The 25,266-nt window shown below is 57.9% G+C and carries 24 protein-coding genes; 15 read left to right on the forward strand and 9 right to left on the reverse strand.

What is annotated here, in order from left to right:
- Positions 1–2: 2 nt before the first annotated feature.
- From JZX89_RS21445 to traI, 4 genes are read right to left on the reverse strand one after another with little or no spacing between them, the layout of a single operon-like run.
- The gene (locus JZX89_RS21445) at positions 3–302 is read right to left on the reverse strand and encodes a conjugal transfer protein TrbD (protein ID WP_012654969.1); all 300 of its coding nucleotides are present in this window, start codon (positions 300–302) and stop codon (positions 3–5) included.
- On the reverse strand, positions 295–702 hold the full coding sequence (trbC, locus tag JZX89_RS21450; protein ID WP_012654970.1) for a conjugal transfer pilin TrbC: 408 nt from the start codon (positions 700–702) through the stop codon (positions 295–297). Before trbC ends, JZX89_RS21445 begins: the two co-directional genes overlap by 8 nt.
- A complete protein-coding gene (gene trbB, locus JZX89_RS21455; RefSeq protein ID WP_012654971.1) occupies positions 692–1,663 on the reverse strand; it encodes a P-type conjugative transfer ATPase TrbB in 972 nt (323 codons plus the stop codon). The genes trbC and trbB overlap by 11 nt, the downstream gene beginning before the upstream one ends.
- Positions 1,660–2,295 (reverse strand): acyl-homoserine-lactone synthase, encoded by a 636-nt coding sequence (traI, locus tag JZX89_RS21460; RefSeq protein ID WP_041723972.1) that lies wholly within the window; start codon positions 2,293–2,295, stop codon positions 1,660–1,662. Before traI ends, trbB begins: the two co-directional genes overlap by 4 nt.
- A gap of 363 nt (positions 2,296–2,658) precedes the next feature.
- Between traI and repA the strand changes: the two genes are divergently transcribed.
- The 3 genes from repA (at position 2,659) to repC (ending at position 6,650) form a co-directional block, all read left to right on the forward strand.
- Positions 2,659–3,876: a plasmid partitioning protein RepA gene (repA, locus tag JZX89_RS21465; protein ID WP_041724029.1), complete on the forward strand. Its 1,218-nt coding sequence runs from the start codon at positions 2,659–2,661 to the stop codon at positions 3,874–3,876.
- 229 nt (positions 3,877–4,105) lie between these two features.
- Positions 4,106–5,116, forward strand: a complete 1,011-nt coding sequence (repB, locus tag JZX89_RS21470) for a plasmid partitioning protein RepB (RefSeq protein WP_012654974.1) — start codon at positions 4,106–4,108, stop codon at positions 5,114–5,116.
- Positions 5,117–5,330: 214 nt separating this feature from the next.
- Entirely contained in the window at positions 5,331–6,650 is a 1,320-nt protein-coding gene (repC, locus tag JZX89_RS21475) for a plasmid replication protein RepC (protein ID WP_207135309.1), read from the forward strand.
- Between the two features lie 8 nt (positions 6,651–6,658).
- On the opposite strand, the gene JZX89_RS21480 is transcribed toward repC, so the two are convergent.
- Positions 6,659–7,600 (reverse strand): recombinase family protein, encoded by a 942-nt coding sequence (locus JZX89_RS21480; RefSeq protein WP_045231688.1) that lies wholly within the window; start codon positions 7,598–7,600, stop codon positions 6,659–6,661.
- Between the two features lie 282 nt (positions 7,601–7,882).
- Here JZX89_RS21480 and JZX89_RS21485 point away from each other — a divergent pair, with 282 nt between their 5' ends.
- Entirely contained in the window at positions 7,883–8,992 is a 1,110-nt protein-coding gene (locus JZX89_RS21485; RefSeq protein WP_010974841.1) for an RHE_PE00001 family protein, read from the forward strand.
- 180 nt (positions 8,993–9,172) lie between these two features.
- Here the strand turns inward: JZX89_RS21485 and JZX89_RS21490 are convergent, their stop codons facing one another.
- Both JZX89_RS21490 and JZX89_RS21495 read right to left on the reverse strand, forming a co-directional pair.
- Positions 9,173–11,683, reverse strand: coding sequence for a DEAD/DEAH box helicase (locus JZX89_RS21490; RefSeq protein ID WP_010974842.1), 2,511 nt, complete (start codon positions 11,681–11,683; stop codon positions 9,173–9,175).
- A 202-nt stretch (positions 11,684–11,885) separates the two neighbouring features.
- Positions 11,886–13,073 (reverse strand): phage exclusion protein Lit family protein, encoded by a 1,188-nt coding sequence (locus tag JZX89_RS21495; protein WP_156550877.1) that lies wholly within the window; start codon positions 13,071–13,073, stop codon positions 11,886–11,888.
- Positions 13,074–13,306: 233 nt separating this feature from the next.
- Between JZX89_RS21495 and JZX89_RS21500 the strand changes: the two genes are divergently transcribed.
- The 4 genes from JZX89_RS21500 (at position 13,307) to JZX89_RS21515 (ending at position 16,112) form a co-directional block, all read left to right on the forward strand.
- Positions 13,307–14,023 (forward strand): antitoxin Xre/MbcA/ParS-like domain-containing protein, encoded by a 717-nt coding sequence (locus JZX89_RS21500; protein ID WP_172691194.1) that lies wholly within the window; start codon positions 13,307–13,309, stop codon positions 14,021–14,023.
- A 92-nt stretch (positions 14,024–14,115) separates the two neighbouring features.
- Complete coding sequence (locus tag JZX89_RS21505; protein ID WP_233279036.1) at positions 14,116–14,616, forward strand: RES family NAD+ phosphorylase; 501 nt, start codon at positions 14,116–14,118, stop codon at positions 14,614–14,616.
- Between the two features lie 2 nt (positions 14,617–14,618).
- The gene (locus JZX89_RS21510; protein ID WP_046033745.1) at positions 14,619–15,611 is read left to right on the forward strand and encodes a hypothetical protein; all 993 of its coding nucleotides are present in this window, start codon (positions 14,619–14,621) and stop codon (positions 15,609–15,611) included.
- Positions 15,612–16,112 carry a hypothetical protein gene (locus JZX89_RS21515; RefSeq protein WP_233279037.1) on the forward strand — a complete coding sequence of 167 codons (501 nt, stop codon included), beginning with the start codon at positions 15,612–15,614 and terminating at the stop codon, positions 16,110–16,112.
- Positions 16,113–16,140: 28 nt separating this feature from the next.
- Here JZX89_RS21515 and JZX89_RS21520 read toward each other — a convergent pair whose 3' ends face one another.
- Both JZX89_RS21520 and JZX89_RS21525 read right to left on the reverse strand, forming a co-directional pair.
- On the reverse strand, positions 16,141–16,533 hold the full coding sequence (locus tag JZX89_RS21520) for a hypothetical protein (RefSeq protein WP_010974848.1): 393 nt from the start codon (positions 16,531–16,533) through the stop codon (positions 16,141–16,143).
- Positions 16,534–16,856: 323 nt separating this feature from the next.
- Complete coding sequence (locus JZX89_RS21525) at positions 16,857–17,753, reverse strand: LysR substrate-binding domain-containing protein (protein ID WP_172691193.1); 897 nt, start codon at positions 17,751–17,753, stop codon at positions 16,857–16,859.
- Between the two features lie 117 nt (positions 17,754–17,870).
- On the opposite strand from JZX89_RS21525, the gene JZX89_RS21530 reads away from it, so the two are divergent.
- From JZX89_RS21530 to JZX89_RS21560, 7 genes are all read left to right on the forward strand, one after another.
- The gene (locus JZX89_RS21530; RefSeq protein WP_010974850.1) at positions 17,871–18,743 is read left to right on the forward strand and encodes a PhzF family phenazine biosynthesis protein; all 873 of its coding nucleotides are present in this window, start codon (positions 17,871–17,873) and stop codon (positions 18,741–18,743) included.
- A gap of 646 nt (positions 18,744–19,389) precedes the next feature.
- Positions 19,390–20,115, forward strand: coding sequence for an ABC transporter permease (locus JZX89_RS28655; RefSeq protein WP_233283095.1), 726 nt, complete (start codon positions 19,390–19,392; stop codon positions 20,113–20,115).
- Positions 20,112–20,915, forward strand: a complete 804-nt coding sequence (locus JZX89_RS21540; protein WP_010974851.1) for an ABC transporter ATP-binding protein — start codon at positions 20,112–20,114, stop codon at positions 20,913–20,915. The genes JZX89_RS28655 and JZX89_RS21540 overlap by 4 nt, the downstream gene beginning before the upstream one ends.
- A gap of 26 nt (positions 20,916–20,941) precedes the next feature.
- A complete protein-coding gene (locus JZX89_RS21545) occupies positions 20,942–21,904 on the forward strand; it encodes an aliphatic sulfonate ABC transporter substrate-binding protein (protein ID WP_010974852.1) in 963 nt (320 codons plus the stop codon).
- Positions 21,905–22,068: 164 nt separating this feature from the next.
- Positions 22,069–22,950, forward strand: coding sequence for an LLM class flavin-dependent oxidoreductase (locus tag JZX89_RS21550; protein WP_046033746.1), 882 nt, complete (start codon positions 22,069–22,071; stop codon positions 22,948–22,950).
- The gene (locus tag JZX89_RS21555) at positions 22,947–24,194 is read left to right on the forward strand and encodes an LLM class flavin-dependent oxidoreductase (protein WP_172691192.1); all 1,248 of its coding nucleotides are present in this window, start codon (positions 22,947–22,949) and stop codon (positions 24,192–24,194) included. Before JZX89_RS21550 ends, JZX89_RS21555 begins: the two co-directional genes overlap by 4 nt.
- Before the next feature lie 157 nt (positions 24,195–24,351).
- Positions 24,352–25,122 (forward strand): SDR family NAD(P)-dependent oxidoreductase, encoded by a 771-nt coding sequence (locus tag JZX89_RS21560; RefSeq protein WP_010974854.1) that lies wholly within the window; start codon positions 24,352–24,354, stop codon positions 25,120–25,122.
- Positions 25,123–25,266: the final 144 nt, after the last annotated feature.

Consider the following 25,266-nt stretch of genomic DNA (forward strand, 5'->3'; position numbering starts at 1 on the left):
CTTCAGAACTTGCGCCACGGCGTCGAGGTCGTCCTGTAGATGGATCGATAGGACACGTGCCGCAGATAGACGCGGCGCATCAGCGGATCGGCCTTCGCCATCATGCGGAGAGCAGCAACCGCAACCAGCCAGATAGCCAAGCCGAACAGCGCGGCGTACCAGGTCAGCACCACGAAGATCAGGATCACGGCGGCAAGGCCGGTGAGCAGAACCAGCTCGCGGTCGGCGCCCATTAGCAGGTTCGGGCGTGATAGCGCCCGATGTATTCGAGAGCGGGCAAGATTGGAGCCGGGTTCAGCCATGAGCCCCCTCCCCTTCCGTTCGAAGCTCCGAAGACAGTTCGACATTCCAAGATCCGGCTCGCCCCTCAAACTCGCCGATCGAAGCGCCCGTCGCACCGAAGAGAGCGACGATCTGGGTCGCGCCGAGTAACACGCCGCCAACAAGGGCGACGTAACAAAGCCTCCTGGCGAAGTCGTTCAGTTCTCCCCCGAAGATCAGCATGGCACCGGCGATCGCCACCGCTGCGAGTGCGATGAATCCAGCCACCGGTCCCGTGATCGACTGTTGGATCTGTTGCAGCGGAGATTCCCACGGCAACCCACCCCCGCCCGAAGAGGCGAACGCCGGATTGACAATGCTGATCCAGGAGAAGGCGGCTAGCGCTGCAAGCGCAAGGGTGATTTGGGTCTTACGCGACATGGCTATCCTCATCGATTTGGGCGTAGTGTTCGGTCTGGTAACGGGAGTTTGCGAAACCCTCGATGTGGATGACTTCGCGGACCCGCCTCCCCTTCCCCGTTCGTTCGATCGAGACGATCAGATCGACAGCCTCGCCAATCACCTCCTGCATGGGCTGCTGGCTCGCTTCCGCGGTCAGTTGCTCGAGCCGGCGAAGAGCCGACATCGCCGTATTCGAATGGATGGTGGTGACCCCGCCCGGGTGCCCGGTGTTCCATGCCTTGAGCAGCGTAAGCGCCGCGCCGTCGCGGACCTCGCCGACGATGATGCGATCGGGTCGCAAGCGCATCGTACTCTTGAGAAGCCGAGCCATATCGATTGTGTCGCTTGTGTGGAGCGCAACGGCGTTCTCAGCCGCGCACTGGATCTCGGCGGTGTCCTCCAGAATGACGATCCTGTCGTCCGGCGCATTGGCGACGATTTCGGCAATGACTGCATTGGCGAGCGTCGTCTTTCCCGAGCCCGTGCCACCGGAAATCACGATGTTCATGCGAGACGCAATCGCGCTGCGCAGAACCGAGGCCTGCGCCTCCGTCATGATCTTGTGCTTCACATAATCGTCGAGCGGGATCAGGCGCGACGCGCGACGCCGGATCGTGAAGCTCGGTCCGGAAACGATCGGCGGCAGCAAGCCCTCGAAGCGGTGGCCGCCGATTGGCAATTCGCCGGAGATGATCGGCTGCTCGTCGTCGGCTTCGGATTGCAGTGCGTGGGCGACGCTGCCAATGATCACTTCCGCCGCGGCGGGGCTGAGGTGGCCTGCGGGGGCAACCCCATGACCCAGGCGCTCGATGAAGAGCTTGCCATCGGGGTTCAGCATGATCTCGACCACTGTCGCATCATCGAGGGCGACGCAGAGCTGGTCGCCGAGGGCGTCCTGGAGTTTGCGTACCAGACGCGAATGGGAGCGCAGCTGGGTCACGCGGCACTCCTGATCGCTGCCACGTCGATCCGGGGGATGGAATAATAGCCTGGAGGGCAAACCTGCTCGAAGCTGGCACGATCGGCCCGCAGGCTTCCCGCAATGGCGATGGTGTTGCTGATTGCGGCCGGTTGGCCGAGCCGTTGCATAGGCCAGCCCGCCCGCTTCAGGATACGCTCGAAGCGAAGATCGGTCGCCGTGACGATCTCGTTGTAGCCATTGGCCATAGACCATTCGATGATGCCGGCGAACAGGGTGAGCGTAGCGACATGCAACTGGCTTGCATCCCTCCGCGAGACAAGCGCGGTATCGACACAGAAGCGCGAGCTCTCGACCATCCCGGAATGCGCGACGAGCGAACCCGTTTCGAGGAGCTGGGGGAAAGTCTGCTCCAGCATCGTAGGGCCGAAAGCCGGAAGAAGACGGGCGCAGCCTGCGACAAGTCCACTATCGGTAATCGCCAGAAGGTAGGTTGGCTTGTAACCATCGTACTGGTCGCGCTCTTCCCCTTCTGTAATGGAGACTTCCCATTCCAGGCGGCCGCCGAACACCGTCGCGCGAAGACGGTGCATTTGTTTGAGGAAGCTTCGATTACGTTCGTATTGGTCCGGCGAGACTGTCAGTATCCGCATCATGATCTCCGCATGAACAGGTCATGCGGACAGAAATCATCTCACGGCGCGTTTGCCTACGTGCAGATTTGCACCTCAGGTGATTCTACCGAGTCGGCGTTCCAGGGCGCGAAATGCGAGCGGGTGAGGCCGGCCAGACACCATCAAGGTTGTGCAAATCTGCACTTGGTGCCACGTCGCACAGAAGAAGAGAATCGGTCTAACTCACAGATAGCATTTGAAGAATCGGCATTTAGTGTGATTTCGATTGAAACGGGCGTAACCTTTCATTAACCAAAAACGTCTTGCAACCTCACCCGCATTAGGTAATCGTCACGGATAAATGGCAATACGCGCCAATTAACCGTGACAAGAGATTACACCGTGAGCAAAGCCGCTGCCATATCCCGAAATGATCGCCCGTCGGTAGATGTCACCATTGGTGAGCATGCTGAGCAGCTCAGCTCTCAGCTTCAAGCGATGAGCGAGGCTTTGTTTCCTCCGACATCACACAAGAGCTTGCGCAAATTTACCTCGGGTGAAGCCGCACGTTTGATGAAAATATCTGACTCGACGCTTCGCAAGATGACACTGGCTGGCGAAGGGCCGCAACCTGAACTCGCCAGCAACGGGCGGCGCTTTTACACCCTCGGTCAGATAAATGAAATCCGGCAGATGCTTGCCGGCTCGACTCGAGGACGTGAAAGCATTGATTTTGTGCCTCATCGCCGAGGTTCTGAGCATTTGCAAGTCATTGCCGTAACCAACTTCAAAGGTGGCTCTGGGAAGACGACGACGTCCGCTCATCTTGCACAGTATCTGGCGTTGCAAGGTTACAGGGTTCTCGCAGTCGATCTCGATCCGCAGGCTAGTCTTTCAGCACTCCTCGGCGTTCTGCCAGAAACTGATGTCGGTGCAAACGAAACGCTCTATGCGGCTATTCGGTATGACGAGACACGTCGTCCGTTGCGAGATGTGATCCGACCGACGTATTTTGATGGTCTTCACCTTGTTCCTGGAAATCTCGAGCTTATGGAGTTCGAGCATACCACCCCGAAAGCATTGACTGACAAAGGTACGCGCGACGGATTGTTCTTCACTCGCGTGGCCCAAGCCTTTGATGAGGTCGCCGACGATTACGATGTCGTGGTCATCGACTGCCCTCCTCAGCTTGGGTTTCTGACTCTCAGCGGGTTGTGTGCTGCAACATCAATGGTAATCACCGTACATCCTCAGATGCTGGATATCGCTTCCATGAGCCAGTTTCTCCTCATGACACGCGACCTTCTGGGTGTCGTGAAAGAGGCGGGGGGCAATCTCCAGTACGATTTCATACGCTATCTCTTGACGCGCTATGAACCCCAGGACGCGCCGCAGACGAAAGTGGCGGCACTGCTGCGCAACATGTTCGAGGATCACGTCCTTACAAATCCTATGGTCAAGTCGGCAGCGGTGTCTGATGCCGGTTTAACCAAGCAGACCCTCTATGAGATAGGGCGAGAGAACCTTACGCGCTCGACATACGACCGGGCGATGGAATCTTTGGATGCCGTGAACTCCGAGATCGAGGCTTTGATCAAGACTGCGTGGGGGCGAGCATGATGATGGGTGGCGCGCTTCCCGTGGGGCTGTTGGGAGCTCCCAACCGTGATGTGTTGAATCGCCCACTGGGAAACGGGAGCTGGAAATATCGCGTTGGTTTGAGACACCGACGTATGCCCCTAGCTAGTTGGCCAGGGCTCAGTCGCCTTTTCCTGTTGGGAGCTCCCAACCAGGCGCGTGTGCAATCAAAAATCCGACGGCACGCACCCAAAACCAAGAGGCCGACATTATGAGCCGTAAAGACGCAATCGACTCCTTGTTTCTCAAGAAGCAACCTGCGACCGATAGAACAGCAGTCGACAAGTCAGCCGTTCGTGTTCGTACCGGAGCGATTTCGGCCATGGGTTCGTCATTGCAAGAGATGGCCGAGGGAGCAAAAGCTGCAGCTCGGCTGCAGGATCAACTGGCTGCGGGCGAAGCCGTCGTGTTCCTGGATCCATCCATGATCGACGGGTCGCCGATCGCGGATCGGCTGCCCGCGGACGTCGATCCGAAGTTCGAGCAGCTTGAGGCGAGCATTTCGCAGGAGGGGCAGCAGGTGCCGATTCTTGTCAGACCGCATCCTGAGGCTGCCGGTCGATATCAAATCGTATATGGAAGGCGGCGACTGCGCGCGGCAGTAAATCTGCGCAGAGAGGTTTCTGCAATTGTCCGAAATCTCACGGACCGTGAACTGGTCGTGGCCCAGGGCCGCGAAAATCTTGACCGTGCTGACCTCTCGTTCATTGAGAAGGCTCTCTTCGCCCTGCGCCTCGAAGATGCGGGTTTTGATCGGGCCACCATCATTGCCGCGCTTTCCACTGACAAGGCCGACCTCAGCCGCTACATAACGGTAGCCAGGGGCATACCGCTGAACCTTGCCACGCAAATTGGTCCAGCGTCGAAAGCGGGTCGATCGCGTTGGGTCGCACTTGCCGAGGGGCTTGGGAAGGCCAAGGCAACGGACGCAATCGAAGCGGTGCTTGAGTCAGAGCAGTTCAAGCACTCCGATAGCGATGCCCGCTTTGCCCTCATTTTTAACGCCGTTTCAAAGCCGCCCGCTAAGGCTCCAAAAAAGGTAAGGGCCTGGAGCACGCCAAAGGGGAAAAAGGCTGCGACGATCCGACAAGAAACCGGACGAACAGCTCTGGTTTTCGACGAGAGACTGGTGCCAACTTTTGGCGAATATGTCGCTGACCAGTTGGATAGTCTGTACGCCCAATTTATTGAAACAACCGGAGGAGGCAAGCTCGACCAATAGCCAGGGTTTCATCCAATTCAAAGCTTCGCTCGATTGAGATGGACTGGCTCTCACCGCAAAAGAAAAAGGCCCCCGAAACGGCGTTCCGGAAGACCTTCTCTGTAGTCTCGCAGCTAAGAGAATCGCATTTCCAGAAATCGTAGTCAAGGGTCCCGTAAGGGAAAGCGTCATTTCGACGGGCGGATTTCTATTGCCTAACAAAAGGTAAAAGGAAATGCAGACGCATATCTCAACGACGTCCTTTGGGCGGCGGCCGATAACACTCGGCCATCTTGCAAGCCAGATGGTCGCAAAAGCGGTCGCATCAGACGCTGTCGCCAACAAATGGCAGGTCTTCCAGCACATCCGTGAATCCCGGGAACTGATCGGAGCCACGGACCGCTCGCTCTCGATCCTGAACGCGCTGTTGACGTTTTACCCGGAGACCACCTTGACTGGTGGCGCCGAACTGGTCGTATGGCCTTCTAACGAGCAGCTGATGGCTCGCGCCAACGGCATGCCCGCCACGACACTGCGCCGGCATCTTGCCGTACTGGTTGATTGCGGGCTCATCATTCGCCGCGACAGTCCCAACGGCAAGCGATTCGCTCGCAAGGGAAGGGGAGGGGAGATCGAGCAGGCCTACGGCTTCGATCTGTCGCCGATCGTAGCGCGGGCCGAAGAGTTCCGAGATTTGGCCCAGGCGGTGCAAGCTGAAAAGAAGGCCTTCCGGGTCTCCAAGGAACGGCTGACTCTGCTTCGCCGCGACATCGTCAAAATGATCGAGACTGGCGTCGAAGAAGGCGTTCCCGGAGACTGGGGAAGAGTTACACAGACCTATCAGGGGATCATCGGCCGCTTGCCGCGCTCTGCACCCCGTCAGCTTGTCGAGAGTATTGGTCACGAACTTCAGGATCTCTGCACCGAGATACGTGACGTATTGGAATCATTTGCAAAAACAATGAAACTGGACGGCAATGAGTCCCATTTCGGTCGCCACAAACAGAATTCAAAACCAGACTCTAAATCTGAATCTGAATACGGCTCTGGAAAAAATGTAGAAGCGGGCGGCAGCGTTGCGGAAACCGACAAGGTGCGGAGCTTGCCGAAACGCGAGCTGCCTTTGGGGATAGTGATGGATGCCTGCCCCGAAATTCAGGAACTGGCCCAGGGAGGGACAATCCGGCATTGGCGGGACTTGCTGGCGGCGGCTGAGCTTGCCCGGCCGATGCTGGGGATTAGTCCGAGCGCCTGGCGGGAGGCCCGCGAAACCATGGGCGAGCAACACGCTGCGATCACGCTGGCGTCAATCTATCAGCGGGCCGGTCAGATCAACAACGCCGGCGGTTATCTCCGAAGCCTGACCGACCGGGCCAAGGACGGGAAGTTTTCGACTTGGCCGATGGTTATGGCGTTGCTCCGGGCGAAGCTGGACGAGCAGAAGAATGCAGCCGGCGCTGGAAAGCCGCGAACTGATGAGGAGGTCGAGGATGACAGCCGCCTCCACGTATCGGAATCGCTGCTGAAAAACCTGCGAAAGCCGAGATCATGGTGATCCCCTCGCTATTCAGCCGCCGCGATGTCGACCTCGGTGATCAACCCGGAACGTCGGGCGCGATCGATCAGGTTCTTGACGGACGAGGGCGACCATTTGGATCCACCGCGCGGCGTACGTTCGTGCAATCTTTCAAGCTGGACAGCGATCTCACGAAGCTTGAGGTCCGGGTTCGAAGAATGAATGCCAGCCACAAGCGTCATCAGGCGGTCTTCGGGAAGACGGGGCAGAGATTTTTTCAGCAGCGCCGGATCCGCCATGCGTTCAGACACCATCCACTTCACAGCTCGGCGAAGACGTTCTGGCGTCCATTCGAGGCCGCGCTGCTTGAGCACTCGTGCGATGTCGTCCCATGTGTGATCCGGCCGCATGCGCCGAACGGTCGGAAGCCATTGGTTCGCCGAGGCCTGGATGCGATCGCCATATGCCGCTTTCTGGGCCGCGGTCATCCTGGCCAACACCTCGGGGCGTTTTTCCCGGATGCCGGGGTTGCCGGAAAGCTTTCCCTTGGACTTGGCTGCCCGGATACCCGCCTTCGTTCGTTCGGAAATGAGCGCGCGTTCGAGCTGCGCCACGGCGCCGAGAACCTGAAGGGAAAACATTCCCTGCGGCGTCGACGTGTCGATGGGATCGCGCAACGACCGGAAATGCGCGCCCTTCACCGTCAGATCCTCGATAACCTCAAGCAGATGGCTGACCGAGCGCGCCAAACGATCAAGCCGTACCACAACAAGCGTGTCGCCGGCGACGATCTCGCGAACGAGTTTGGAAAGGGCAGGCCGGGCACGGGAGGCGCCGGATCCGTGTTCTTGGACGATCATATCGCACCCCGCCGATCGCAAATCGATTTCCTGGGCTTCCGTCGCTTGCTCGTCCGTAGACACGCGTGCATAGCCGATCAGCCGGCCCTGTGGTCGACGGGAAGCCTTATTCTTGGTGTTAGCAGCCATTTGCAGTGCCTGAGGAGTGTTAAAGAGCATTTTTCCAAACGTAGAGGATAAGGATAAACGATCGTTTGTAAACGTCTCTTGGTCCTTTGGAGTCAAAGTAAACACGTCGCAAGTGGCTGGAAAACAGTGGTTTTCATCGATGTCACGTCCATCGGCGCTAATCCTGTACAGTTCGAACGCCTTGGCAGCTCTAAATAGTACGCGCGCGAGAAAAAGTATCTGCTATGATTGAAGTGTATGCTATTATAGCTTCAAGATGGTCTAAATAGATACGTTAAAACAATGAGATATGAAATTGGCGATTTGCCTTTGACAGTGCTGCTTCCGGCTATCGCAAGGGCAGAAGATCAAATCGCGCGTCTGGACGAAATTGTTCGTCGCAGCCCCGTCAGGCAGGGCTTTACCGAAAGGTCTCACTTCACCGAGGCGGCCGCAAGCATGTGGATCGCAGGCGAGCTTGTCCACATCGAGGATCTCGTTCTCCACGACGCAAATCGGGATGTGCGTACCCCGACCCACGAAATCACCATCGCACATTCGATCCTGAGAGCGCGGCGGCGCATCGAAAAAGCTGACCCTGACTGGGCGACGAGCAGGGCTGGGATCGTAAACCTGGTGGGGCGGTCAGAGGGCTCTGCGGAACGAGAGTCGGTAGGGAAGGGGAGATCGCCCTTGCCCGCCGAACTGACGCTGAACGAAGAGGACAACTGTTTCGCCGCGGAGATGGCCGAAATCGATGCAGTTCTTGATCGGTCGACCCGCGCACTCGAAGCGGTGGTAACGGTGGAGGGCAGCAAGGCGGATCCTCTGATGGTCGGTGAGCTCGTTGTCCGGGATCCGGGATGGGACGAGGAAGGGCGCCTTTCGGCTTGGAGAGCGGTTCTGGCTCAGGCTGACGCCTTGCCGACTACCTTGGCGGCCGCAGTGATATGGGACGCATGGGAAAGCATGGAGCCATTGCAGCGGCAGCATTGGCTTGGTACCCAACTCGTGAATTCATATTTCCGGGTGCGCGGAAAGGTGTCCTCGCACCTGTTTGGCATCTGCTCCGGTCTTAAAGCTGTGCCGCGGGAACGGCGGCGATCACACAATCGCGCTTCACGAATGCTTGCCGGGCTGGATGCAATGGCGAGCAGCGCTGAACTGGCCATGAAGGAAGTCATTCGGCTGGGACAGGCGAGGGAGCACCTCGAGCGAAAACTGAAGGGAAAGCGCTCGTCCAGCAGTTTGCCGCGCGTTGTGGACTTGCTGATGGCGCGACCGATCGTGTCCTCGTCGATGATAGTCAAGGAATTGAAGGTTAGCCATCGTGCGGCGCTCGATCTCGTCGCCGAACTCGGCGTTCGGGAAGTGACGGGGAGAGGAAGCTTCCGTGCATGGGGTTTGATTTGATGTGAAGGCAGCAAACATGGTTGGTGCGAGAATTGAACGAATTGAGGCGGTCGGGTCCTCGCGCGTTTAGATGTTTCTGGTCATAGAATTCCTTTTGTTTCGCGCTCGTTCGTGGCGACGCATGTCGCAAACGACAGCGCATTCGCCGCAGTCAAAATCCGCGGGAGAGGGCGGCAACGTTCATTTGAACTCAGTTAAATAGATCGTCTTGATGCCGTCCGGCGTTAGGCCAGTACGGCGCAGTTCAGCCTCACAGCGCTCTTGAAGAACGTCCCTGTCTCCGGGTTGCCCAATTAGATAGACATAGAGATTCCGGACCGCTCCGACGAGCTTTGTCACTTCCTCCAATTTAAGGGCGTACGTTCCCTGGGTGCTTGCTTTCCGATCGGCGATGGGCTCCGGAAGCGCCGAAACCCGCAAAGACTGCCTTCCGGGATAGCATCGCCTGAACCATTGCTCGGCTTCTAGGAGTTGAGCATGGTCGTTCTTGTAGAGCGGGTTGTCCTTCTCCTTGTCGCTTTTGGCTTCTATGACGAAATCGAACAAACCGCTCGTTCGCCACAATACATCAGGCCCTGTTTTGTGCACTGCTTCCGGCCGCTCGGCGTCAAAACCAAGATATGCTCCAAGGTTCTTTAACGCCTCCTCATATTGGAATGGGGAGGCGTCGGGCACTAGAGCCGAGACCGCTTCGTTATAAGCAGGAATGAGCGATCCACGACGTTGATATTCGAGGATTCGGCTAACAATCGCCATGGATTGTGGACCTGCCATTGGTCGCGGAATATAGGCGGGTCGGATGCGAGGTGGGATATGGTTGTTGTTGGTTGCGAAAGCTGACGTCTGAAGTCGCTGACCCTTGTGATCGTCATTCATATGGAAAGCGATGCGAGCTGCCAACGAGGAAAGCCATGCCCTTCTCTGACCATCCTGGACTAGGTCTGGTGAGGAAATCAGGTGTTCGAGTTCTTGAATGGCGCTTTCATACTGTCCCACTCTTTCCAGCCGGAAAGCCCTGCGCTCAGCACCGGCGACCTTCAGCGACAGTTCGTCGATCCCCGGGGGCCGGGTGGCGGCTGCCAACTCTGACGCATGGTAGGCAACCCAATCCGGATCCCTGTTCAAACACTTGAGCATCGTTTCGCCAATTTCCTGATAGCTGGCGACAGCCTCACTCACTTCCTGTCCCACGTTGAGTTGTACGCGGCTGCTCGCGGTCAGATGCTCAAGGTTCTTCTTGCGTCCGATCCATGCAACCAAGTCGCTTCCCGTCAGGACGACCACGCAGAAATCGCCGCCACCCCTGGAGCCGCGCCCTAGGCCCTGCTCGATCCGCTGGGCCAACAACGAGTTGACCGCGGAATCTGCAAGGACATTCGTCCGAAACATATCGTAGTCGGTCGTACCCTGTGGCAGGCCATCCATAATCAGCAGGCGGCAAGACTGACCAGCCAAATCAATGCCGTCGTACCGGTTAGCAAGAACGATCGGACCCTTGAACGATCCGGCCTGCATATCTTTTATGCGGTGGCTAACCGCTTCACTTGTCTCTGGATATTCCGCAGTATCCAACCATCCTTTCGCAACGGTCCCGGACGGCGCCAAAATCGCGACGCCGGCGTAACCGGCAATCCATTTCGCGATCTGTTTAACCATCGGTGTGATAGCGACATTGCCGAGCGGCATCAGCTCGGGCACCAAGATCATGCGCTCGCCTACACCCGCGAGCGATGAAGACTGAATCGGTCTGCCAACTGCAGCAGGGGAGGCACCGAATGTGCGAACAATCTCGCTGTCGTCCGAAATCGTAGCAGACATGTAGATCCGGCGTTTAGCGTCATCGAACGTCGGAAGAAGATCAACCGGCGGAAAGGTGGGGGTGATCGTCACCGATTTGCGGCTGAAGAGGCAGTGGCACATGGCCAGATTGTCACGTAGGAGAGGCCATATGTAGGGATCGACGCCCTCGACATGCTGTGAAAGAAATTCCCGAACTTCGGGGACCTTGGACAGCCAAGCCCAGCTGGGGACCTCGATCACGCCGAAGTCCTTCCCCCTCGTGATGTCAGCAAAGGCGCCGCCTCGTCCGACCTCGTCGAACGCGCCCCTGAAACGATCCGCCATCTCCTGATAGACCTCGAGGTGGTCTTTCGATGTGATCGTCAGGCTGAATGCTTTACGAACAGAGGAAAGCGCGACGTGCGCGTCGTCTAAGATGATGCCTCCGACTTTCACTGCCGGTTTGGCGGAACCTCGAACACCAAATTTGCTGCGACCACTGAAAAGGCTCTCGTAGGCCCCCACGAGAACGGCGTTACCATCAAGAAACTCGGAGGCTAAAGGCTGCCCCCTCGTGTAGGGCACCGCGCGGATTCCATATTCAGTCGCTTTGGCAATAACCTGTTCGACGAGCTGGGTAGTTGGTGCGAGATAAAGAACGGGTTCACCGAGTTCATTCATGGTTGATTGTGCCATGAGAAGCGCAACCAGGGTCTTTCCTCCCCCCGTATGCAGTTTTACAACGACATCCTTGTCGTTTCTCCGGGATGGATACCAAGCATCGAGAGCTTCGGCTTGGCTAACATAAAGGTCATTGATCCCGACGGCTTTCGGCAGGGAATGAAAGATATCTCGTGGGGCGACGGGCTTCGGCTTTGCCTTGTCCTCGCGAAGCTTTTTGAAATCGACCACCTCTTGCCCCCCATTTTACCGACAGTTCTGCTTTAACAGATGTATGCCCAAGAGAGAGGCATTGAAAATACCTACTACTTAGAAAGACGTGTTGCAGGTTATTTTTTCGGCGGGCGTTACTGACGCCTAACGATATGGCAGGAGCAGGATGACAAACCATGTTTTCTGCATCCACTAATTCACAGACGTCCAAGGTTGAAAGTCAGAAATCAATTCTGTCCTCTCGCATTTCACCACCAAGGCCAAATAAATACATGGAGCCATAAAATGACAACAGATCGCTCCGCGGCGCACCGTCGATTCGTTGTGTTAGCGCCTCGGCCACCACGCCGACGTGCTTTACGAGTGCGTCCAGATGTTGCTTTGTTGGTTGGTTCCTATCTCCAAGCGCTGCCTTCAGCGCATACAGCCGTTCAAGCGGCGCTGGATGGGTCTCGGATACCGAAAACCGAGGTATGTCGAGAAATCGGGAGCCCAAAAGTTCAATTAAGTGGAGGAAGAGAAATATGTGATAGGCGCCGTTGGAAAGGCGGAGTTTTGCATCTTTATCCGACCCGATGGCTGTAATCGCGTGGAGGTCAGCACTGAATTCTAGATCGTGGTTATAGGTTTTTAGATCCTCCAGATTTTCGGTCGAAGATGCTTCTTCCATATGACCTAGAAGCAAATGACTAAACTCATGCCCGAATGTGAATTCGAGCATGTCGTCTACATCGCGCTTGATAGCAGCGTCCACACTCGCTGGAAGTTTAGCTCGCGGATCGATGTCAAAGTCCTGGGCTTCTGACCCTATCATCGTCCGCAGGGCGATTAAGGCTGCATCAATCCGGTCGCCCATCGGAAATTCATAGTGTGCGCCATGAAAACATACAGTCATGAAATAGAGGAAGTAGCGCAACGCTTCGGAGACGATGATCACCTCGCCTACCAGGGACTTTAAGCAAGCGGCGTTCACTTCCAGGGTTGGGACGTAGCCATAGGGGATTGAGCGAGCGGATTTTCGTAAGGCCTTCGGCAGTCGCTCAAGATAGCGTCTCGGAGCCAAATTGACGGTTTCGTAGTAGGATGTCAGAGTCCAAGGGCGACCGTTCTGCTGAAATGCACGCTTCCGGTGGGCAAGCACCCTCGTAACTCGAGGAGAATCGGCAACGGAGTTAGCCCGAATTCGCAGCAAGTAGTCATGCGCGCTTCTCAACGACCTCAGCCGGAGAATCTCATTCTTAGAGCAGAAGGGCGCATAAACCAGTTCTTCATTGCTGAGATCTGGATCGAGTGGTTCGATCCCTGTGACGTAGAACTCGCCACGTTCATCGCCGATGATGAAACCATTCGCGGCGCGGCGCGCCCCGGGAAATTCCTTCAGCCATTTCTGTATTTCGTGCTCTTCCATTGCGAAACGACAACCCTCGTGCCAAGTAGAAAAATACGCAAACTAAAAAGTCCGATAGTAATACGCGAATAAGCCTAACTGCCCGTCTGTAAATCAGGTCGATAAAAAGAGGGTAAGTTCGCCATCAAATCTCTAAGGGCCTCAGTGCTGGCCGCTCCCGAATCTGAGGGCAACAATCTGGACAAATCGGACAATCCGCATTATCTTGGCTGTAGTCAAGAAGGAAGACGAAGATGGTTGCTGTCACCCGTAAATCGCAGATGCGCGCAAAGCTAGAAGTCAATCCGGCTGCGGTAGCCGATGTTCTCAAGGTTTTGGCCCGACACAATCCAGGCCTTTCAAAGCCGGCGCTTGCAGCGACTGGCAAGGTCATGGTCGTGGTCTCTGCGGTGGCAGCGCGCCTTTCTGTCGAGCAACAGCATCGGATTGCCGACGATGAAACGGAACTCGCCCATATTGTGGAAGCCGCCGTCGCCGAACTGGCTGCGAAGCCAGGTCATGTACTCGCGGAGGTATCGGTCGAAAAGCCTGTGGAGGTCAGCCGAGGTGCTGGTCTGGGGCAATCGGTAGACATGGAGGAAGGGCGCCGCAGGCTCGACGAATTTGCGACGCCAACCCGCATCGAAGACTGGGCCGGTCCGGTCGCTGGTCCGGGCGATATCGAGAAGAAGTTCGGCACGAAGCGATCGACCTTGCACGACTGGCACAAGCGCGGAGCTGTCGTCGGTCTGCTCAAGGGCGAGCGAAAGCATGTCTTTCCCCTGGCTCAGTTTGTCGATGGCCGGCCGGTCGAGGGCATGCCTCAGGTCACCAAAATCATCCGCAATCCGCGTGTGGCGTGGCAATGGCTGATCCAGCCGAAGCCGAGCATTGGCGGAACGCCGCTCGACAATCTCAAAATGGGCAATCTAGACGAAGTTCTGGATGCGGCCGAGCGCGATTTTGGTTGAGCTGAATCGTGAAACTTGATCCCCAAACGGTTCGGGAGCTCGCGCTTGCCTTTCTCCCGCAATCTTATGTCCGCATTATACCTGTAGCCCACATGTCGACCCCGCTTGGCATGGGTTTCGGCCAATCGCGATTCTCGAGCCCCAACCAGATGTTCCGACTGCTTTATGCCGCATATGATCTCGCGACCGCGATTGCGGAGACGATTGTGCGCGACCGCTTCGAGGGGACCCAGGAGCGAGTGCTGGATGAGAGCGAAATCGAGGACTGGTCGGTCACTGAGGTGACGGCCACGGATGCTCTCATTCTTCTCGACCTGCGCACGACCGGCCTCCTGAGGTTGGGCGTCAGCACGGACGCAGCCCGGGGCAAGGAACATCAGGAAGGGCAGAGACTGAGCGAGTCGATCTTTCGATCCTATGCTGTCGATGGATTGCTCTATTCCTCACGCCTCACGGCGGCAGATTGCGTGGCGGTCTACGATCGGGCTGTCGCTGCGAAACTTGTCGCCTCTCCGGCGGTCGAGCTGGTTCGTCAAGCCGACTTGATAGCCGCCCTGCGGTTTATCGGGGTGTCGATCCGGGCCGGGCGATAAGCATGTCCGTTACAGTCACTTCCGCAAACTTCTCTGGGCGATTTACGGCGTTGAATGGCACGAAAACGTTGCCAGCGACACATGCCGACATCATCCGCTCGTTGCTGACCGTCGGCTATCCCAGCCGTCGAGCCGCTGTCCGCACCGTTGGCCCCTGGCGGGAGAAAATGCTGGTCGCGATGGCGACGGGCTATCTGGATGCCTCCTTGAACACGACGGCCTATTTTCGGAGTTTGGAGCAGTCGGAGAAGGTGGGGGTTTCGTTCCTTTTCGGCGAGGCGTTCACGCACTGGTATGCTCAGAGTCAGATGAGCGTGCAGTATCTCGTGCATGTCGCCGGCCTTGCCTCCTGTCGATGGGGATCCCCAACGGCTCCGGTCGCGCCGAAAGCTGGCGCAGCGCCTCCTCCTCCAAAATCGCGTCCCGATTTTATCGGCATCAAGCGAAGGGAACGCCATGTGTTCGAGAGCAAGGGTCGCATCCGAGCGCCAGCCGCAAGCACCGTTGCGAAGGCACTGGGGCAGGTTTCGGCGCTTCACACGGTCAACGGACGGGCGCCGACCACACGCTGTGCAAACTTCTTCATGTTCAAGGCCGGTGGTGCAGAGGGCAGAGTGCTGGATCCGCCGGCAAAGGGTGACGGCATCACCGTGACGTTTGATCTCTTCGAAGCGATTACACGAGCCTACTCCATTATCCTCGATCAGCCGGTACTTGATCTATCCGATCAGGTTGGTGCGGGTTATGTCGGACGCGAGATCGATGATGGTGTGTTCTTGGGTATCGACAAGGAAATCCTTGCCTTGGTACGAGAGCGGCCCCCGACTGAAGCAACGCGTCGCAGGCGTGTCGCCCAGGTCTTCTCTGCTCTTGAAGATCGGTCGCAGAACTATGCGGGTCGGCAGGATAGAAGTGTTTCGTCCGGCCTTGACGGGGTCCTGCTTCTTGACCGCCGTTCGCCGCGCGCCCTTCGACGCTTCCGGACGCAGGGTTAAATGGCCGACTTTATGTCGGTGTGTTGGTTTCACCTTCTGACCAGCAAATCATGTGATTTACTACAACCCTATAATTCCATCAGAGATGCTGGCTCCATGACGACCCTTCTCGGCCTCACCTATATCTCAAATGAAAAAGTGCCGCTCGCGGACCTGGACGACTATGTAACCGTCCAAGTGCCGAGTGCTGGGTTTGATCAGCACCTCGGAAATTATGCACCGTGGTTTTGGTCGATCGATAGGAGAGGGGGCGGCGGCGTGGATTTCAAGCAAGGGAAATATGACTATTGGGTGCGCCGGATCGGTTCCAACCAACCAATAGGTTTTCCGGTGCTGTCACCGACCTCAAAAGAGGAGGGCTGGATCTCAGTCATGGACGGCCGACATCGCATAATGGCAATTGTCGATAGCGGTAGGCAGGCCTTTGCAGCGAGACTTCCCAGATTATTGCTGGGAACGGCGCAAATGACAATTCCAGGCCTCGAAATCTTTGATCTGTAGACTACAGACGGCGCCGAGGTGCCCCCTGTCAGACTCCTGCGTCGACGACCATCGAAGTCGGGAAGCCACCATGAGGCTTCGTAATGAACGCCAGGCGCGCTTTGCGGAGTGGCCACGTCTTATCTCGCCACCAGTAAAACTCCAGATGCGATCTGCCCTGCGCGCGGATTTCCGACTCGATATCGCGGCTCTCACGTGAACCCGGGACAGCAAGAAAAGTTCCCGTCACGATGCAACGGGTGCTGCCCCTTACAGTGGCCTCGGTGTCGAAGACGGCGTCGCTGATGCAAACGCCCATGAAATCCCTGCTGCGCTGGCCTTTAGGGGTCTCAATGATGAGATCACCAGACGTGCGGTCAAAGTAGATTTTCACTCGGCTGCCGATCTCAGGTGGCTGACGAGAGACGTGCGGTATATCCATTTTCTACTCCTCTGGAGACTGCGTTGGCACCTGTGGGACGGTCGCAAACACACCCGGGGAGCTGTCTTGCACCGCCGGTAGGTCGAAGCGCGGATCGGTGAGATCGAGCGCGCCAGACCGCATCAGAGACTTCTCGAGCCCGATCGAATATCCATTTATAGGCCTGTGGCGTGAGCTCCATATGCGGTTTTCTCATGATGGCGCGCCGCGGATTGAGATTGCCGCCACTGCCGGCGTTCAGATTGCGTTGAGTTGGCGCAAAAGAATCCGGACCAAGTTCGATCATCATATCGACCATGGACACGTCTGCCGAAAGAGGTCCGTTAATGACACATTGGCCCGAGCGATACCTGAAACCACTCCCTAAGTGCGACGATGTCAGCTCTTGTTTCTAACCCAATAGCGCAGGCAAAGTGATAGGCATCTCCGGCAAGCTCCCCGGAAAAAGGCGCTATCAGCAAGCCCGCAGCAAGCGCATCCGCTACCAGAACCCGGCTGGCTATGACCACGCCTTGTCCCGCGATAGCCGCCTGGACGGCTAGCATGCTATCGGGAAAGCGGGGTCCGACACTGGTGTCGACGTCGGCCACACCGGCCTGCGCGCACCAGCGCAACCAGTCTGGTTTCTGCGAGGGCCGGTTTCGTCCGTCGATATGAATCAGTATAGCGCGCCGCAGATCATCAAGGTGGGACAGACCGAGCCGTGCGCTACAAACGGGTGTCATCACGTCACGGCAAAGGTAGGTACTGACCACGCCGGGGAAGGGACCACGCCCGTAACGTATTGCAGTCTCGACACCACCCGCCCGCAAGTCCTCGACGGAGTTCGAAGTATGCAGCCGGAGATCGATCATCGGAACAGCCTGGCGGAGCGTGTCCATCCGCGGCACCAGCCAGTGGCTGAGAAAAGCAGTGGTGGATGAGAGGGTGACTGTCGTCGGGGTCGTATCTGCCAGCAGTCGCGTGACTGCTCTTTCGATTTCGCCGAAACCAGAGGCCGTCGCCTCGTACAGGGTCTTGCCCTGCGGCGTTAACGTCACCGCTCTCGGCGACCGGTCCAGGACGCGCAGGCCCATATGGGCTTCGAGTTGCTTGATCTGATGGCTGATGGCCGTCGGCGTCACCGAGAGTTCTTCAGCCGCCGCCTTGAAACTCGCCCGCCGTGCAGCGGCTTCGAAAGCGCGAAGGGCGGACAATGGCGGCAAGCGAGAGCGACTCATGCTGAATCCAGTTCACCTTGAAGCTGAGTAATTTGACTTTTTCTATTTGTATAAGCGGCTGTACAGTGCTGATCGTCAAACCCTATCAAAATAAACTCATTCAAGGCAGCAGGAAAAATGGTCGAACTGGTCGCAGGTCTCATTGATGTCTTCGCAGATGCGCCATTGACCGGCAATCCGCTCGCGGTGGTGCAGGACGCCGACGACCTTACCGATGATGCGATGCGGCGGATCGCCGGTGAATTCAATCAGGCCGAGACCACCTTCATACTTCGGAGCGCACGTGCCGATTGGAAACTGCGGTCGTTCACCGCCAGCGGCGCGGAAGTATTCGGTGCGGGCCACAACGCCCTCGGTGCGTGGCTTTGGCTAGGAGAACATGGAAATCTCGGTTCGCTGACGACCGCCCGAACCCTTCAGCAGGAGATCGGTCAGGATGTTCTTCCGATCGAGCTCGAATTGATCGCCGGCCGCGTCCACGGCCGCATGCTCCAGGCGCCGCTGCGCTTGTCGGACGCGCTCAGTGATGTCGCGCCTCTCGCCGACGCTCTTGGCCTCGGTCTGGGCGACATTCTGTCAGAACCGGCGCCACGTCCCGCCGACACCGGTGCGGCTCATCTGATGGTGCGCGTTCGCAATGCCGGCACGGTTGACGAGGCGCGACCCGATGCCGGCAAGCTGCTCGCCGTTCTGAGAAAGACGGCGGCGGAAGGGTGTTATGTCTATGCGTTCGATGCCGGAGCATCGAACACTGCCTACGCCCGGTTCTTCAATCCAACTGTTGGTCTGTGGGAGGATTCGGCGACCGGAACCGCCGCTGGCCCGCTGGCGGCGTATCTTGCAGCTACGGGAAACCTCAGGAACAACGAATTGGTGATCGAACAAGGTACCAAGATGGGCCGCCGCAGCATTCTGCATATCCGGCTGAAGCCCGAACCGGAACTCTCCGGGACAGGCATTGTCGTGTTGAGAGGCGTGATCCGGCTTTAATGCTTGCACCCGGTCCTGCGCACGTACCGATCCTTCAAACTTCAGCAAGCCGGCGCTGCGACGTCTCTTGGTTCTGGGGCGACGACTTTATCGTGCTGCCGCCCTTCATGCGAGCCAACGGCGCTCTCTTCCTCGAACACGTGATGCCAATTCTTTAGGATCGCGGCATTTTCCATAACGACTGTACCGGCGGCCCCGACGCGAGACTTTTGCCCTGCCGCTCCCCAAAGCCAGTACGTGATGGCCCGCGGCAAAAATTTTGCATTTGAATGACTTAGAAACTCACTTTGCTTCCTCGCGCCCATAAAAGAGAACAAGATTTCATGACTTTATACATAGATTTTATAGACTGGCAGTCTCAGGCTCGTTTCAAGTCCATACCGTAAGGCACGCGGAAAACGAGGTTCATCCTACAATTGCGACGAGGAGGTTGGATGACAGCCAACGGTCTGTCCATTCTGGTGCGTTCAATTCGAGAGACGCCCCTCGGCTCTCATTTCCTGGATGCCAAACGCAACGTCGTGGCAGCCGGGAGGACGGAGGAATCGTGAGTAAGCAAGCTGTCTCTACCACCATTGGTCATTCAGTTCCGTCGTATCGCCCGTTAGCGCTCCTCTCTGCGTTCGCCGTTCGAGTGGGGCCGCTTGTGGCGCTCGTCACCGTTTGGCAGGTGGCATGTGATTTTGGAGCCGTGCGACCCGTGTTGCTGCCGGCCCCATCAACCATCGTTCGCACCATATGGAACATGACATTGAGTGGGGAGCTTGCCGAGCATGTGGCGGTAAGCAGCGCCCGTGTGCTCCAAGGGTTCGGCATCGCCGCTGTGCTCGCCCTCGCGCTTGGCATCGTTATGGGGCTCATCGGGCCCTTGAACCGGCTGGCTGATCTAATGGTGCAGGTGTTAAAACCCATCCCGCCTATTGCCTGGATCCCGCTGTCCATCCTGTGGTTCGGTATTGGGGAGGAGGCCAAAATTTTCATCATCGTCCTCGGCGCCTTTTTTCCCATTTTAGTAAGCACTCTTGACGCTGTCCATCAGACTGATGTCCGCTATGTGGAACTAGCTCGGGTGCTGGAAGTGCCACGGCTCAACTTCATCCGTCAGGTGATGATCCCCGGCGCCCTGCCGCAGATCATGTCGGGGCTCAGGCTCGGCATCACCATGTCTTGGATGTGTGTTGTGGCAGCCGAGCTGATCGCAGCTTCGAGTGGCATCGGATTCCTCATCATGGACGGCCGCGTAATGTCGAATGCCAGCGTTGTGCTTGCGGGAATGATTACCCTCGGCGTCCTTGGCAAGCTGACCGACGATGCCTTACGCTTCGCTGAGCGACGTCTGGTGCGCTGGCGCGCCGGCTTTAGCGGGTTATGAGGGGTGATATGACCGCTGCCGCATTCCCTGCAACACCCCCCGCCGCTACCGATCATACGCTGCTGGTCCAGGGCGTCTCCAAAAGCTTCAGTCGGCCTGACGGGTCGGAAGTGCGTGCTCTGGACCATGTGGATCTCGTTGTACGGGACGGCAGCGTCACCTGCATCATCGGTGCAAGCGGCTGCGGCAAGAGTACCCTGTTGCGCATCGTCGCTGGCTTGGAACCACAGTTCGGCGGGACGGTGCTGCTGGGCGGTCGGCCGCTGAAGGGACCGGGCCTTGACCGAGGCATCGTGTTCCAGGACCACCGCCTCGTTCCCTGGATGACGGTGGAGGCTAACATCGCCTTCAGTCTCCACCGTTTGCCCAAGGCGGAGCAGCGGCGAGTCGTGACTGAGAAGTTGAAGCTGGTGGGCCTTGAAGGATTTGGGCGGTCCTATCCGCACCAACTGTCCGGTGGTATGGCGCAGCGCGTCGCCATCGCGCGCGCGCTTGCGCACCAGCCGGAGTTACTGCTGCTGGACGAGCCCTTCGGTGCGCTCGATGCGCTGACCCGCCTCCAGATGCAGGACGAGGTGCTGCGCATCCGCCATACTGACAATCTGACCACCGTGCTCATCACTCATGACATCGAGGAGGCCATCTATCTCGCAGACGAGATCGTGGTGTTCTCTGATCGTCCCGGCCGTGTACGGGCGCGGTTTACCGTGGAGCTGCCCCATCCGCGCGACCGCGGCGATCCCGCCTTCGCCCGTCTGCGCCATGAGTTGCATGCCCAGTTTTTCCACCACCGCAATTAGCTCATTTTGAAAGAAAGTCGTCCAAGATGCTAAAAAAAAACATTGCCAAAACTGCCACTGCCTTGGTCGCCGCCGCACTTCTCTGGGCCGGTTCCGCTGCAGCGGAGACCGTAAACATTGGATTCATGCCGTTCGTGCCTTATTCCGCCATCCTCCTGGCCAAACAAAAAGGTTGGGTAGATGAGGAGTTTACCAAGGCCGGCTTGAAGGACGTGGAGATAAAGTGGCACCAGTTCGCGGGCGGTCCGCCGGTGAACGAGGCCTTCGCCTCGGGCGCTCTCGACATTGCCGCGCTGGGCGACACGCCCTCCCTCATCGCCTTCGCCAATGGCATCGATACTCGCTTTGTGGGCCTCGCCTGCAAGGGGGCCAAGGCTGAGGCGCTGATAGTGCTCAAGGACAGTTCGGTGAAGACAGTGAAGGACTTGAAGGGCAAGAAGGTCGCTACCCTGCGCGGCGGCAATGTACATGAGCTGCTGGTACTGGTGCTGGCCGAGGCCGGCCTGAAGATTTCCGACGTTGAGTTTCTCAATCTTGGCCTGCAGGACATGGGCATTGCCCTCACCAAGGGCGACGTCGATGCCGTCCTGGTGTGGGAACCGCTACTTACCAAATTGGACAGCGAGGGTGTCTCGCGTACCCTGCGAGACGGCGCCGGCCTGAAGAGTAACCTCAACCCGATAGTCGCCTTAGGCAGCTTCGCCGCCAAGCATCCGGATGTGCTGAAGGCCTATTTGCAGGCGGTAAAGCGCGGGGCCGAGGCATTGCGCTCTGATCCGGCCGGTTCAGCCCAGGTCCTCGCGCCGGTAGTAGGCCTGACGCCAAAGCAGACTGAGCTCGCCTTCTCCCGTTTCGAGTGGAAACCGACCGTAACCGAGGCGGACCAGGCAGAGCTGGCGGATTCCGTGAAGTTCCTCCTGGACAACCACTTCATCAGGCAAACGTTCGAAGTCTCCAGCTTCGCGGATCAGGCCTTTTTCAATTTCTAACGCGAGGCAGAGGATGCCCGAGACCTCGCTCCGAGGCTTTGGCGGCATCCGGAGGATCAGACCCGGAACTATTTCGATCTTGATTTTTCGACCAAAAACGCACGTTCACGCAACTTGGGTCTGGCTCAGCAACACGAACACGCGTTCAACAAAATGAGAAGGGTATGTTGATGGGCGTTCGCCAAGTATTCGGGCTTGGGCTGATGATATCAGACCCAATCACTACGGCAGATCTTGTTACGGTCGCCCGAACGGCTGAGAAGGCGGGATTCACGACACTGACTATCGGGGGCAGGGAAACCATCCTGGATCCAACAACAATCCTGGCCGCGCTGGCGGCCAGGACCGAGCAGATCGGGCTGGTTGCGGCGGTGAACGTCGATACGGCTCTGCCTTATGATTTTGCACGCCGTCTGGCGTCTCTTGATCACCTCTCGAGTGGACGGGCAGGCTGGAAGCCATATTCGACTGCCGATGAGCCTGAAGAAGCCCGGATCGCGGAGTTCGTGCATGCCGTCAGCCACCTCCTGGACAGCTGGGATGACGATGCCGCCCTTTACGACAAGGAGAGTGGAATTTATGTCGACATCAGCAAGGTTCATCGGCTCGATCACATCGGGGAATATTATAGGGTAGCTGGCCCGCTCGATATACCACGCGCCCCTCAAGGTCGACCGGTCCTGGTTCGAGAGGTCCTCGCTGCCGATCTTGCCGAAGGCGCATGGCCCACGGCGGACATCATTGAAATCGTTCCGGTCCCCGGTCAGAGCACGAACAAGCCCCTCGCACCTCGTGCCGAGGGAAATACCACCCTTCTAAGTATCGTTGCAGACACTAACGATCTCGCGTCGATGCATGCACTGCTCAACGATGGGGACGTTGATGGAGCAACTGTCCGTGTAGCGCCACGGATCGATGCCGTCGCGCGGGCAGCGAGAGATATTGGGTTATGGTCAAAGCCGCGCGGAAGCAATTTGCGTGACACGCTTGGGTTATCTCGTCCGGAAAGCCTGTTTGCCCTTAGAAGAAATGGAGTTTCCGCATGACCAGCCGTCCTCTCGCTCTTCTGGTCAATCCCCTGCTGTGCGGCCACCACGAGGCAGCCTGGCGGACGGAACGCGCACAGCCCGAGCGGATTCACAGTCTCGATTACTTCCAGCAACTCGCCCGGACTGCCGAACGTGGACGATTCGACGCCGTGTTCATGGCCGACTTTTTCATCTTCAATCCTGCGGTCATGTACAGCCCGCGTTGGGAAGTCGAGCCCGTCACGCTCTTGTCTGCGGTCGCTCAAGCAACCGAGAATCTCGGTTTCATCGCCACGGGCTCGGCGATCTTCTCCGATCCGGTTGAGATCGCCCGGGTCTTTTCGACCTTCGACCATGCCACGGGAGGCCGCGCTGCCTGGAACATCGTGACCTCGGGCGAGCCAGCGGCCGGTGCCAACTACGGCCTCGATAAGCCGATCCCCCATGCCGAGCGCTATGAATTGGGCGCGCGCAACACAGAACAGGTGCTCGCATACTGGGACGGCGCACCGGTCCCCGACGATGTTGCACCGATTGCCCGTCCGGTCCAGGGCCGCCCGGTTCTGGTGCAGGCCGGGTCTTCCGCCACGGGGCGAGATTTCGCGGCCCGTTTCGCCGAACTGGTGTTTAGCGCCCAATGGAATTTCGAAGCTGGCAGGGACTTCAGAAATGACCTTAGGCGCCGCGCCGTGACGCATGGCCGAAACCCCGATGATGTGCGTCTTATCCTGGGCCTCAGCTTTGTCATCGGCTCCACCGAGGCAGAGGCCCGCAGCAAGAAGAAGGCGCTTGACGACCTGATCCTGCCACACGCCTCTCATAGCTGGCTACAGAGTTTCGGTATCGAACTGACCGCGTTCGATTTCGACGAGCCCCTGCCGCGGACACTCGGGAACATCGATCTGTATGAGGGCATCAAGAGCCGCTTTTCGGTCATTTCATCCCTGGTTGACAGCACATCGCCACTAACCATCCGGCAACTGGCCAGCGCCTTGGCCGGAAGCCGCGGCCATCATCTTGTTATCGGCACGCCGGAACAAATCGCTGATGCGGCAGAAACCTGGTTTCTGGGAGGGGCGACGGACGGATTTATGGTGATGCCCCATGAATTGCCTGCGGAATTCGAGTTGTTTGTGGACGAGGTCATCCCGATCCTGCGTCGTCGAGGCCTCGTGGATCGCGATTATCGTGGACATACGCTTCGCGAGAACCTTGGGCTGCCCATCAGCCCGTCCGCGCCGTCATGGGCATTCCAGACATGAATATCGAACAGGGTTCCACCGGACAGCGGCGGCAAGATAGCTGTCGCAATTCCGAGCATGTTCGGGATACGCACGTCTTTAAAGACCTGTCCGTCGATTACGGACTTGCAAGCGGCGTGCAGGGCCCGCGTTCGCATCCCATGATGGTGGGCCTGTCATGACATATCCTTCGCAAATCCCCAACATCTCGAAGCTGTTTGACCTTTCCGGTCGGAGGGCCGTCATCACGGGCGGCGCTCGGGGGATCGGGCGCGCTATCGCTGACGGCTTCTTAGAAGTGGGAGCTGATGTCGTCTGCATCGACCGTGGATGGGAAAGCTCTGACCTCCCGGCCGATAACCGGCAGATTGTCACGGCCGATCTTAGCGACCGCAGCGACCTGAAGCGCGGATTCGATGAAGCTGTGGAGCGACTGGGGGGCCAGATCGATGTCCTTGTCAACAACGCAGGCATCTGGGACGACACGCCGTCGCTCCATATGGAGCTTGAGATGTGGGACAGGATCATCGAGGTCAATCTGACTGCGGCCTTCGCGCTGAGCAGGCATGCAGCCAGGCTGATGCTTCCCCGAGGCCGCGGACGAATAATAAACATTGGCTCCATCCGCAGTCTGAGGGGAGGCCACAATGCGGCTGCCTATGCAGCCAGCAAGGGAGGGATCGCCTTGCTCACTCAGACCTTGTCGAATGAATGGGCACCTTCAGGACTAAGGGTCAATGCCATAGCGCCCGGCGCTATGGTCACCGTCCTGACTGAAAAGCTGCGCCACGATCCTGAAGTGGTCACCCGCTTCATCGAGCGCATCCCTGCCAGAAGATGGGGATCGCCCGCCGATGTGGCGGGCCTGGCGATCTTCCTGGCCAGCGACGCCTCCGATTATGTCACTGGTGCAATCATCCCCTGCGACGGGGGGTTCCTTGCCGGTTAATCGAGCGAAACACGTTTTTCTGGAAAAGCAGAGACCGGACCAAAGGAAAACAGGAACTGATGAAGTGGTCTCAATCCACGCAGCGCTGGCTCGTTCGAGGCGAAACGGTTCAACAGGAACGCCGGTAAAGTTTCATTCTCAACA

It is taken from the genome of Agrobacterium burrii (assembly GCF_017313405.1).
Classification (GTDB): Bacteria; Pseudomonadota; Alphaproteobacteria; order Rhizobiales; family Rhizobiaceae; genus Agrobacterium; species Agrobacterium burrii.

Bases quoted from the DNA above. Each gene is read 5' to 3' on its own strand.
- JZX89_RS21515 (WP_233279037.1), top strand. From the start codon at position 15,612: ATGGCCGACTTTATGTCGGTGTGTTGGTTTCACCTTCTGACCAGCAAA.
- JZX89_RS21445 (WP_012654969.1), bottom strand. From the start codon at position 302: ATGGCTGAACCCGGCTCCAATCTTGCCCGCTCTCGAATACATCGGGCG.
- JZX89_RS21485 (WP_010974841.1), top strand. From the start codon at position 7,883: ATGAGATATGAAATTGGCGATTTGCCTTTGACAGTGCTGCTTCCGGCT.
- JZX89_RS21560 (WP_010974854.1), top strand. From the start codon at position 24,352: ATGACATATCCTTCGCAAATCCCCAACATCTCGAAGCTGTTTGACCTT.
- JZX89_RS21520 (WP_010974848.1), bottom strand. From the start codon at position 16,533: ATGGATATACCGCACGTCTCTCGTCAGCCACCTGAGATCGGCAGCCGA.
- JZX89_RS21550 (WP_046033746.1), top strand. From the start codon at position 22,069: ATGTTGATGGGCGTTCGCCAAGTATTCGGGCTTGGGCTGATGATATCA.
- JZX89_RS21505 (WP_233279036.1), top strand. From the start codon at position 14,116: ATGTCGACCCCGCTTGGCATGGGTTTCGGCCAATCGCGATTCTCGAGC.
- repC (WP_207135309.1), top strand. From the start codon at position 5,331: ATGCAGACGCATATCTCAACGACGTCCTTTGGGCGGCGGCCGATAACA.
- JZX89_RS21495 (WP_156550877.1), bottom strand. From the start codon at position 13,073: ATGGAAGAGCACGAAATACAGAAATGGCTGAAGGAATTTCCCGGGGCG.
- JZX89_RS21555 (WP_172691192.1), top strand. From the start codon at position 22,947: ATGACCAGCCGTCCTCTCGCTCTTCTGGTCAATCCCCTGCTGTGCGGC.
- JZX89_RS21540 (WP_010974851.1), top strand. From the start codon at position 20,112: ATGAGGGGTGATATGACCGCTGCCGCATTCCCTGCAACACCCCCCGCC.
- JZX89_RS21500 (WP_172691194.1), top strand. From the start codon at position 13,307: ATGGTTGCTGTCACCCGTAAATCGCAGATGCGCGCAAAGCTAGAAGTC.
- JZX89_RS21525 (WP_172691193.1), bottom strand. From the start codon at position 17,753: ATGAGTCGCTCTCGCTTGCCGCCATTGTCCGCCCTTCGCGCTTTCGAA.
- traI (WP_041723972.1), bottom strand. From the start codon at position 2,295: ATGCGGATACTGACAGTCTCGCCGGACCAATACGAACGTAATCGAAGC.
- JZX89_RS21545 (WP_010974852.1), top strand. From the start codon at position 20,942: ATGCTAAAAAAAAACATTGCCAAAACTGCCACTGCCTTGGTCGCCGCC.
- JZX89_RS21510 (WP_046033745.1), top strand. From the start codon at position 14,619: ATGTCCGTTACAGTCACTTCCGCAAACTTCTCTGGGCGATTTACGGCG.
- JZX89_RS21530 (WP_010974850.1), top strand. From the start codon at position 17,871: ATGGTCGAACTGGTCGCAGGTCTCATTGATGTCTTCGCAGATGCGCCA.
- trbC (WP_012654970.1), bottom strand. From the start codon at position 702: ATGTCGCGTAAGACCCAAATCACCCTTGCGCTTGCAGCGCTAGCCGCC.
- JZX89_RS21480 (WP_045231688.1), bottom strand. From the start codon at position 7,600: ATGGCTGCTAACACCAAGAATAAGGCTTCCCGTCGACCACAGGGCCGG.
- repB (WP_012654974.1), top strand. From the start codon at position 4,106: ATGAGCCGTAAAGACGCAATCGACTCCTTGTTTCTCAAGAAGCAACCT.